General features: G+C 34.9%; 9 protein-coding genes and 2 pseudogenes. 8 read left to right on the top strand and 3 right to left on the bottom strand.

The window, feature by feature from the left end:
- Positions 1-73: 73 nt before the first annotated feature.
- The 3 genes and pseudogenes from WOCAOBSORBRA_RS04195 to WOCAOBSORBRA_RS04185 all read right to left on the bottom strand — a co-directional run.
- A pseudogene (locus WOCAOBSORBRA_RS04195) lies at positions 74-295 on the bottom strand (MarR family transcriptional regulator); the annotation flags it as partial.
- A 28-nt stretch (positions 296-323) separates the two neighbouring features.
- Entirely contained in the window at positions 324-1535 is a 1212-nt protein-coding gene (locus WOCAOBSORBRA_RS04190) for a DNA modification methylase (RefSeq protein WP_174515995.1), read from the bottom strand.
- Positions 1536-1638: 103 nt separating this feature from the next.
- A complete protein-coding gene (locus WOCAOBSORBRA_RS04185) occupies positions 1639-2100 on the bottom strand; it encodes a crossover junction endodeoxyribonuclease RuvC (RefSeq protein ID WP_174515997.1) in 462 nt (153 codons plus the stop codon).
- Between the two features lie 590 nt (positions 2101-2690).
- On the opposite strand from WOCAOBSORBRA_RS04185, the gene WOCAOBSORBRA_RS04180 reads away from it, so the two are divergent.
- From WOCAOBSORBRA_RS04180 to WOCAOBSORBRA_RS04145, 8 genes and pseudogenes are all read left to right on the top strand, one after another.
- Positions 2691-3179, top strand: a complete 489-nt coding sequence (locus WOCAOBSORBRA_RS04180) for a sigma-70 family RNA polymerase sigma factor (RefSeq protein ID WP_174515994.1) — start codon at positions 2691-2693, stop codon at positions 3177-3179.
- Between the two features lie 100 nt (positions 3180-3279).
- Positions 3280-4101: an ATP-binding protein gene (locus tag WOCAOBSORBRA_RS04175; RefSeq protein ID WP_174515993.1), complete on the top strand. Its 822-nt coding sequence runs from the start codon at positions 3280-3282 to the stop codon at positions 4099-4101.
- 11 nt (positions 4102-4112) lie between these two features.
- A complete protein-coding gene (locus tag WOCAOBSORBRA_RS04170; RefSeq protein WP_174515992.1) occupies positions 4113-4901 on the top strand; it encodes an AAA family ATPase in 789 nt (262 codons plus the stop codon).
- A gap of 37 nt (positions 4902-4938) precedes the next feature.
- Complete coding sequence (locus WOCAOBSORBRA_RS04165) at positions 4939-5439, top strand: hypothetical protein (RefSeq protein WP_174515991.1); 501 nt, start codon at positions 4939-4941, stop codon at positions 5437-5439.
- The gene (locus WOCAOBSORBRA_RS04160; protein WP_246165627.1) at positions 5424-6674 is read left to right on the top strand and encodes an AAA family ATPase; all 1251 of its coding nucleotides are present in this window, start codon (positions 5424-5426) and stop codon (positions 6672-6674) included. Before WOCAOBSORBRA_RS04165 ends, WOCAOBSORBRA_RS04160 begins: the two co-directional genes overlap by 16 nt.
- A gap of 17 nt (positions 6675-6691) precedes the next feature.
- A complete protein-coding gene (locus tag WOCAOBSORBRA_RS04155; protein WP_174515990.1) occupies positions 6692-8740 on the top strand; it encodes an AAA family ATPase in 2049 nt (682 codons plus the stop codon).
- 83 nt (positions 8741-8823) lie between these two features.
- Positions 8824-9525 carry a hypothetical protein gene (locus tag WOCAOBSORBRA_RS04150; protein ID WP_174515989.1) on the top strand — a complete coding sequence of 234 codons (702 nt, stop codon included), beginning with the start codon at positions 8824-8826 and terminating at the stop codon, positions 9523-9525.
- 16 nt (positions 9526-9541) lie between these two features.
- Positions 9542-10675: pseudogene (locus tag WOCAOBSORBRA_RS04145) on the top strand (DUF4815 domain-containing protein); the annotation flags it as partial.
- Between the last annotated feature and the right edge of the window lie 74 nt (positions 10676-10749).

Here is a 10749-nt window from a genome sequence, read left to right as displayed (position 1 = left end):
TAAATCCACACTATACGCCATTATAACTCAAATAGCTTATTATACCTTTATCATTTACTTTGGGAAGTACTATAGTTTTTAGCAACATCGTGGAAAGTTTTTCTCCGCTTTCTGAATAGTTTTTTCTTCTCAGCGGCTGACTTGGATCTCTGATTGTTTCTATAGCCCTATTTGCTTGTTCTCGGTCAATGAGTCCATCCTCCAGCTCAACTATTCCTTTTTTTACTAAATAACAGACATATTGCTTTGATACTCCTATCTCTCTTGCCCATTCCGTCTGCGTGATTTTTTCCACTCTTTTCCTCCTCTCTTTTTGCTCCTTTTTACGAATTTTCTTCTTGAATTTCTGCAAAAGTTTTACCAGTACTGGCTAAAAGGGCATCTCTTCCGGTATATATTTGCCAACGTTTTATGGTTACATCTACAAATTTTGAATCTAGCTCTATTGTCCTACAAATTCTTCCTGTTCTCTCACATGCAATCAGTGTGCTGCCAGAACCGCTAAATGGATCAAGTACAGTATCCCCAGGTCTGCTGCTATTAACTATTGCTTTCTCCATTAGCTCTACTGGCTTCATTGTTGGGTGCAGTGAGTTATGTGTTGGCTTATCATAAAACCATAGATCACTTTGATTTCTACCTCCATGCCACTCACGTTTATTGCCCCTTTTCCACCCATAGAGCATTGCTTCGTATTGTCTTTGATAATCAGACCTGCCTAGTGTAAAATGATTCTTTGCCCAAATGATAAATGTTGACCATTTTCCTCCTGCCTCCTCAAATACTTTTTGCAACGTTGAAAACTCTGATGATGATATGCAGATGTAAATTGCACCTTTCGTATATGCTAAAATGTGGGAACAGATATCGTAGAGAAAAAGTTCGTACTTTTCACCTTGATTATCGTTTAATATTTTTTTATCTTGGCTACCACCATAATCAACGTTATATGGAGGATCACAAACAGTAATGTCTGCCATTTTATCATCTAACAGCGCTTTATATGATTCAACTACAGAGCTATCACCACAATAGATTCGATGATCACCTAAAATCCAAAGATCACCTGGTTTTGTTATTTCTACCCTTTTTTCATCACCAACCAAGTCAGAAAAATCTTCTTTTTCACTATCTAAATCATCAAGGAAATGTTGAACTTTTTCTAATTCAAATCCTGTCATTTTAAGATCAAACTGTAAATCTTCTAACTCTTGAATTTCTACTTTCAAAAGCTCATCATCCCACTTTGCCCAATTAGCTGATTGATTGGCCAGTAATCGAAAAGCTTTGGTTTGTGGTTCATTTAAATTATCACTTAAAACCACTGGAATACTCTCCATACCAAGCTTTCTTGCTGCTTTAAGTCTTAAATGACCATCAACCACAGTTCCATCGCTTTTTGCAACTATTGGTATACGAAAGCCAAATTCCCGAATAGAAGCACACATTCTGTTGACCACATCGTCATTTTTACGTGGGTTACGCTCATATTCAACTAGGTTTCGAGTAGGATAGTAGTGGATTGCTAAATTCATATCTTAATAATTAAAAAGTTAATATTCAAAATATATCTGACGCTAGAGAAGGCCTAGGGTCTGACCCACCAAACCCGCCATTATGGCCGAAAGGACCCACTTTTTATGGATTTTTCATCTTATTAATATCTTTACTGAAATCCATAACATAGAACATTAATGCTAAAGCATCAGATTCATTATCATCTTTAGGCAAACCCCCTTTTTCCTTTACAGCTTCAATAACTTCACTCTTACTTGCATTACCTTTGCCTGTTATAAAGCGTTTTATAGTTTTAACATTAACACCTTGGTAGGGAATATTGTTCTCTTCACACCAAGCAGACAGCACTGCAAGAAAACCACCATAGCAATGAGCTGCATCAGTTCCTAGATGTCTTCTTACTTCCTCAAAATACACTGCAGTGAACTCATGTTTCAAAGAATTAAGCCAATTGTGAAAACTTAAAAAACACATTCCACCTCCACTGAAACGGCTACCATGAAAGCTTTTGCTTCCACTTTCAATTACTCCATCTGTTAGAATTGCCCAGCCCGTTTGTTTGCCAAGATCTAATGTTAAAATCGACGTACAAAAACTCCTTTGTGTAATTAAAGTTCAATGCCCTGTATAATATATATGTACGATGACTCGCAAATTCGTCCGCAATTTTGAAAAAAAATTAAAAAAAATTTTCATATTCCTTTTCCTACCATTTAAGTTTTTACTTATCTCAATAGCTATTTTACATAACTTATATTACACCAATATTTATATTATTATATTATCATATATTATATTTTACCTTTATTTAAATATATATATAATATATATAAGACTTCAGTAATCCGTAAGTCCTCTTCACTGGCCGATTTTAGCCACTTAACTTTAGAAACGACTTTTAGGAATAGAACATAAAAAAGACAATATTATCAATAATTTAACGATTACTGCTTTCTGAAATACTAATTAGTAATTCAGAAATTAGGTACGAAATTGGTAGTTTTTTACCTGTGAAAAAGTAGCTTCAGTAGTGTATCAAAACGTTTAAATCTTATTTTAATTTTTAAAGATTTTATTCTTTTAGATAAAAAAATTATTACTACTTTTTTATAATAAATTAGTCATACAAAGTCTTGGTAAAAATCTCTATTCATGAAACTTTTGGAGTTTTTATGAAGAATTCTTATCAAGGAATCGATTCTACAATTGTTAAACATGTGAGATTTCAAGCTTCGCGCCTTAAATCCAAAAGCTGTTTTATTAACGAAAGTCTCGAAGATATAGAACAAGAGCTTTTTTGTCAGGTTTGGCAATATCTTAACCAGCACGATGAGAAAAGAAGTAGTTTTAGTACTTTCGTTGCTAGATTAGCTAATTATTGTGCTCGCAATATGTTACGCAATCAGTTATGTCTAAAACGTAATATAACTTTTGATGATATAAACGACGATATTCCAGATCATAGGAACTCGGAAATCGAAGCGATAATTCGCACTGATATAAATAATATAATTTCAACTTTGTCTGAAAAAGATAGTAATTTATGTCAATTACTTAAGGTATTTACTATTACTGAAGTTTCTATAATAACCAAAATACCAAAGACAACTATCTATCGCACACTAGAACGAATACGCGATAAATTCTCAGTTTTAGAGTAAGTTATAAGCTCTCGATTATATTTGCTCAAAATTTTTTTTTGCAAATTGCGGACGAATTGCCTAGGTCATCGTACATATATATTTAGGTACTGGGAGAAAAATGAAAATAATGAACAGCAATGAACGGCTAAAAGTTCAAACAGGTATAAAAATGGTCATCTTTGGTCCTTATGGTATAGGTAAAACTAGTCTCTTAAAGACCATAAATGAACCAACACTTTGTCTTGATTTTGAGGCAGGTTTACTTGCTGTTCAAGATTGGCAAGGGGATTCTGTAAGTATTCGTACTTGGAATGAGGCAAGAGATATTGCATGTCTCATAGGTGGTCCTAATCCTGCGTTAAAATCTGACTCAGCATATAGCCAAAGACACTATGAGCATGTATCCAGTAAATACAAAGAGCTTTCTTCAGAGTTTTTCAAGTATCGATGTATTTTTATCGATAGTATTACAGTAGCCTCTCGTTTATGTCTATTATGGGCAAAAATGCAACCTGAAGCTTTTTCTGAAAGATCAGGAAAACAAGATATGAGAGCTGCTTACGGGTTACTTGCTCAAGAGATGATGGCTTGGCTCAATCAGTTTCAACATATTCCAAATAAAGACATCATTACAGTTGGAACTCTTGGACAATACCTCGATGATTTCAATCGCTCGACTTGGCTACCTCAATGTGAAGGAGCTAAAACTGCAAGTGAAATTCCTGGGATAGTTGACGAAGTAATTAGTATGGTTGGAATCAAGAAAGATGATGGTACAGAGGTTCGTTCATTTGTCTGTCAGACGATTAATTCTTGGGGATATCCTGCTAAAGATCGAAGTGGTTGCCTTAATATGGTTGAAGAACCGCATCTAGGAAAACTTCTTACAAAAATTAAAACTAAAGCTTTTGCAATTCAACCTGTCACGCCCAACATATAGGAGGTTATTATATGCTACAAAACTTTTTAACTATTGGTCAAAAAATTCCTTTTTTCAGTGTGAAAGAATACTTGGACGATCGATCGCCAACACCAGAGGATATAATCTCACCAAGAATTTTAACAAAAAGAGGCTTATTGGTACTGGGTGGCCCACCTAAAATCGGCAAAAGCGACTTTTTGATTTCATGGCTCGTTCATATGGCTGCAGGTGTTTCTTTTCTTGGTATGGCTTCAAATAGACCTTTAAAAATTTTCTACATGCAAACTGAAATTGAATATGAATATATGAAAGAACGTTTGCAACAACTTGATAATGAACTTTTGAATGTAGCTGCTAACAACTTAATCATTACGCCAAAAGTGCACTTATCATTTAATCATGATGAAATAAGTGAAATTAAGGAGATTGTAAATGAACGCTTTAAACCTGATGTTTTGGCCATAGATCCATTACGTAACATCTTTAGCAGTGAATATGGGAATGAAAATGATAATAGTGCTATGCTGTTCTTTCTGCAAAAGACTCTTGAGAAGCTACGCAGTGCTATCAATCCAGATGCTTGTATTGTACTTACTCATCATACAAAAAAATTATCAAAAAAGATGCTCGAAGAAGATCCATTTCAAGGCCTAAGTGGTGCTGGATCTTTACGTGGATTTTACAGTACTGGTATGGTGATGTTTGCTCATGATGAAGAAAGTAGTGCACGCCAGATAGTATTTGAGCTTCGCAATGGTGAACGCGTGCAAAATAAACTTGTCGATAAGATAAATGGTCATTGGCAGCTAATGGAATAGCTAACTTTCACTTTAAAGTCAACTTATAGGAGAGCGTATGCTACAAGATTTTTTAACTGATTTTAATAATGCAAAACTGCAGGGCAGTTTAATACCGAAAGGTACAATAGTCAAGGTAAAAATGGCAATAAAGCCTGGAGGTTATGAAAATTGGTTCACTAAAAACTACACTACTGGCAGCATCTATTTAAACACTGAATTTACTGTCACTGAAGGTCCATATGCAAAACGCAAGATTTTTCAGATTATAGGTATCAAAAATGGCAAAGCAGAAGGTGAAGAAGACATCTGGGGAGAATCTGGACGTTCTATGCTGCGTAGTATTTTGGAATCATCCAGAAATATTCATGCAAATGACACTTCAGAGAAAGCAGTTACTGCTAGAAAAATCAACTCTATAGCTGATTTCAACGATTTAGAGTTTACAGCGAAAGTAGGCGTTGAAACTAATAATACGTACGGAGATAGAAATAGGATTACTACAGTTATTACTCCAGAATTACAAAAAAGTTTTCAAGATGATTGGTTGCCATTTTGAAGTATGACGAAGGAAAGTTGTGGGCTGCTGTTATTACTAGAGCTATTCAGGATGCAGCAGGAAAAAACCCTAAACTTAAAAAAGAGGCTTGTCAATGGATTCGCTCACGATCTTTTGAAACTGTTTGTGAGCTGGCTAATCTTGACTTTAAACGTCTAAAAAATATGTTGAACAAATTTGGAATAAACAAGGAGAATTTTATGGATTTTTTATCTAAAAATGCTTTAAAAATAAAATCATTATTAATTAATAATATCAAAGATTGTTTATCTTATTTGTTACCTGAAGGCAAATCTTACCAAAATAAATTCTATATTGGCAGTAGAAATGGAAATAAGATAATAGTTGAAATGGAAGGAGAAAATGCAGGAAATTGGTACAACCTGATCGAAGAAAAGAAAGGAAATATAATAGACCTTTGGACTTTAGTTAAAGGTAATATAGATTCTGCTGAAACATGGTTGAACGGTAAAGATGAAAGAAGTTCCATATTACAAGAAAAACAAAACGAAGGAAAAGCATTTTCTGTAAATCATTACTTAAATGACAAATCACCAATGCCACAAGATATAATAGGCCCAAGAATTTTGACACCAGGTGGTCTTTTGGTCATAGGTGGTACTCCAAAGATTGGCAAAAGTCATTTTCTTCTTTCTCTATTAGTACATCTGGCAGCAGGAAGATCATTTCTTGGCATGAAGCCTACAAGACCGCTAAAAATATTCTATCTACAAAACGAAATGGAATATGATTACATTAGAGAACGTATACAACAACTCAACAAACTTCCTCATTTAGCAACAGAAAACTTAGTTGTGACGAACAAGATGAATTTGACCTTAAATGAAGAAGGTATAGAAAAAATAAAAAATATGGTAGAGGAAAAGTTTGATTTAGTTGTGATTGATTCTCCTTATAATTACGTTAACTATGGTCTGCAGCATGCAATAGAAAAACTACGTTCCAAGATTAATCCTATGGCTGGAATAATCATCACAAATCACACCAAAAAAGTATCTACCTCTATATTGGAAAAGAATCCATTTCAAGCTCTTGTTGGTGCTAATGCTTTAAGAAGTTTTTATACATCTGGAATAGTAATATTTCAACCCAATAAACGTACAAATATCTTGCAAGTAGTATATGAACTTAGAAACGGTAGATCTATACCAACAAAATTCATCAACAAGATTAATGGATGTTGGAAATCTGCTAACTTTATAGCTAGAACATAAAAATTCTTCAGGTAGGTATGGATATTTATTGTTCACAAAGAAATGGACATTATAAATTATTAGGGAAGAAAGAACAATTAAGAACTCAACTCCTATCAAATATAAGGTCATGTCTTTCTTATTTACTGCCAAGAGGAACTTTTCGTGGTGATAAGTTCTATGTAGGTGATCTAAAAGGCAATCAAGGAAAAAGTATGATAGTGGAGTTAACTGGCAGTAAAGCCGGATTATGGCATGATTTTTCTACCGGAGAAGGAGGAGATATTTTTGATCTTTGGGCTGCTGTTACTGGAAAAAATCAATTTACTGATACGATAGAAGATATTGCTAAGTGGATTGGTTATTCGGAAAAAAATAACACTCTGGGGCAACCAACGGCATCATGGAACTATTACGATGAAAGTGATCAAGTGATTGTTACAGTTTATCGTTATAACACTGATTCAGGAAAAAGATATCTTCCTTTTGATGTAAAAAGGTCTAGTTTTACTCCACCACAGATCAGGCCTTTATATAATATTTCAGGTATTATGAAATCTGATAAGGTGATTTTAGTTGAAGGTGAAAAGTGTGCAGATGCTCTGATAGAGCAAGGTATAACTGCCACAACTGCAATGTTAGGAGCAAATGCACAAATAGAAAAAACAGACTGGTCACCACTTAAGGGTAAGCATGTTATTATTTGGCCAGACAATGATGAACCAGGTAAACAATATGCTGAGAAAGTTGTGAAAAAGCTTACTTTTCTTGGTGTTTTATCACTTACTCTTCTTGAAATACCGGAGAATAAACCAAAAGGATGGGATTCAGCTGATGGTATAGAAGAAAAGATGAATATTCCTGAATTCATTGAAAATAACTCGAAAAAAATCATCGTTAAGCAATTTCTTAATATTCAAGAATGGAGTGTGGAACGTTTTATAGGTCCAGTACCAGAGCAAAAGTTTCTTGTTGAAGGGTTATTTCCTTTAGGAGTGACATCTATTCTAGCTGCAATGGGAGATACTGGTAAAGGTATGCTTCTGCTTGATTTAGCACTGAAAGTTGCGAGTAGAAAAGATCAGCCATGTGGTTTTGGTCCTTTAGTTACTGAACATGGATCTGTTGTAATATTCTCTGCAGAAGATGATATGAGTGAAATACATCGTCGTTTAGAGCGTCTTGACTCACAATGCGAGAGATTAAAATATAAGGATAGGCTCTTTATTGTACCATTACCAAATGTTAGTGGATCACTTACAATCATAAAGAGTGTTTCAGGTAAAGTTATAGAGACTTCTCCTGAATTTGAATTGATAACAAAACAACTTAATAAAATAAAAAACTTAAAATTAATCGTATTTGATCCACTTGCATCATTTGTGCACGCTGATTTAAATACTGACCCAGCCGTAGGCGATTATTTGATGTCTTTATTATCTGATTTAGCAGGTAGCACTGGAGCATCAATAATTACTGCTCATCATATGAGAAAGCCAAAAAGTGAAAAACCTATATCGACTGTTGAGCAAGCACGTGATGCCATTAGAGGTACATCTGCTCTTGTTAATGGTGTTAGGTGTTCATACGCTTTTTGGTCTGTGGAAGATACAGCTAAACCGACAATTTTTAAATCAATAGGAGAATCTGTAAGACAGAACGCATTATTTTATGGAGCAATTGTTAAAGCAAACGGTTTGGCTGATCGCACTTTACGCACTTATTTAAGAAATGAAGAAACAGGATTGTTAGAGGACATAACTGAAAGATTAAGAATAAAAAATATGAACGAAAAAGATTCAAAGCAGCATCTTATAACTGCAATTACACGAGCAGCAATTTCTGGACATCCATTTACCCATACAGGAAGTACAGGAGTGTATAAACAGCGGCATAGACTACCTGAGGAGTTTCACAGTATAGGAAGAGATAGAATGGAGCGTATAGTTCAAGAGCTGTTACAAACACGGAAGCTGGTTAAGGGAATGGCTACTGGTTCAAAAGAAGATAAATGGCTTGACATTCCTAGCGGACCATTTGCTCGCGGCGTTGGAAAGTTTAGCTGTGGAGCTGAGCTATTCTCCTAAAAAATTTTTCTGATATAAAAAAATATTTTGATTTTTGCGGACGAATTTTGAACTCACCGTACATATATAATATAGGGGGAAAAATGTCAATACTCACACAGTCAGGAAGAGCAGCAATAGCAGCCAGCATCAAAAAGCAATCTATCCATCTTGCTTGGGGAACAGGTGATTCAAGCTCTGGAAGTAGCCACAAAGTAGAAAAAACTTTCGTTAAGGGTGAAATAAAATTTGATCATCAACCTATTTTTGATCGTCAACCTATTAAAGATGTGAAGGTTTTTACAGGGCAAACAACTTATCAGCCAAGTATTGACTATACAGTTAATGGCAGTACTGGTGTAATAAAACTTACGGAAAATAGCTCTATTCCAGTAAGTGATAAAGTTACTGTAGAGTATAGTGAAAGCACACCACCAGAGCTGATAACTTCTGAAAAACTGCTCAATGAACTTGGCAGACGTACTGCAGACGAAGTGCTATTCTGCACAGGTGATGAAAACGGTGAACTTATAACTCCATCTGGAAGGTTTAGGCCCTCAAATGTACCAACTAATAATCTCTATCTCAAATTTACTTTCGATTTCACGGATGCAGCAAATCAAGTAATCAGAGAGCTAGGGGTTATGGTTGGTACTAAAATAAAAGAAGAATTACCTGAAGGACAGAGATATTTCGAGCCAAAAGACGTGGAAAATCCTGGAATTTTGTTAGTTTTAGAACACACCGTACCACTTATCAGAACTGCAGCAACCAGGGAAACTTTTTCATTTGTTGTAACTTTTTGAATTTTTCTAGCATTAAATGACTTTAAACGCCTATTATAACCGCTTTAATCCTGACAAAGAATATGAGAAAAGCTTATTTCTTGCTGGAAGAGGTCTACAGTCTGCAGAATTAAACGAAACTCAGGAGTATGCTCTCTCTAAGCTTAAAGGCATAGGTGATGCAATATTTCGTGATGGTGATGTTATAACAGGAAGCAATTGTATTATAGATAGAGAAACTGGTAAAGCTACACTTGAGGGAGGAAAAATCTATCTTCGTGGTGCAGTTAGAAAAGTCGAAAAAGAAGAATTTGTTATTCCGCTGAATACTACAGTTCGTATCGGTGTTTATTACGTAGAATCTACGATTACAGAACTTGAGGATGAAAACCTTCGTGATCCTGCAGTTGGTACACGTAATTATCAAGAAGTAGGGGCAGCAAGGCTTAAAATTTCCACTATTTGGGGTTATCAATATGAAGGTCTTTCTCCACGTTTTTCTGAAGGAGAGTTTTACCCAATTTACAATATTGAAAATGGAGTATTAATAGAACATTCACCGCCACCACAAGCAAATATAGTAACTACTGCGCTTGCTCGTTATGACAAAGAAGCCAATGGTTCCTATGTCGTAAATGGTCTTGAAGTAATGTTCCTGCAAAAGGAAGAGGGAGAAGGAGGAAAAAAAATATTTGTGATTAATGAGGGTAAGGCTCATGTTGATGGTTACGAGATTGAACTTCCTCACAGTATTCGCATTTCTTTTGATGAAGATCCAGACATTAAGCAAGTCGAATCAGAACCACATACTTTTCAGCCAAATAGCCAAAGAGTAATGGAACTGAAGGTTAATGATTTTCCAATAAGTGAAATTAAAAAAGTAGATATAACTGTTCAGAAAACCATTACTGTTACTCATGGTTCATACTCTGGAGCTATTGATCCGATACCTGACTCTGCAGTACTTGAGATTATTCAAGTTAAACAAGGCAATGTTATTTATGAAAATAGTATAGATTACAAATTAAACGCAGGAAACGTTGATTGGTCATTACCAGGTAAAGAACCAGCTCCTGGAAGTAGTTATCAAATAACTTACCGCTGTCGTACTCATGTAAGCCCTGAAGATATAAGTGAACAGGGATGCAAAGTAAAAGGAGCAGTTGATAATATAGTACTTCCCAAAGTAAATGATAAAGGTATAATAAGCTATTTGAGTTATAATGGCGTATAGTGTGGATTTAA

Source organism: Wolbachia endosymbiont of Cardiocondyla obscurior, assembly GCF_902713635.1.
GTDB lineage: Bacteria > Pseudomonadota > Alphaproteobacteria > Rickettsiales > Anaplasmataceae > Wolbachia > Wolbachia pipientis.
The sequence above is the reverse complement of the archived record's forward strand: the minus strand, read 5'-3'. Positions and strand labels throughout refer to the sequence as shown.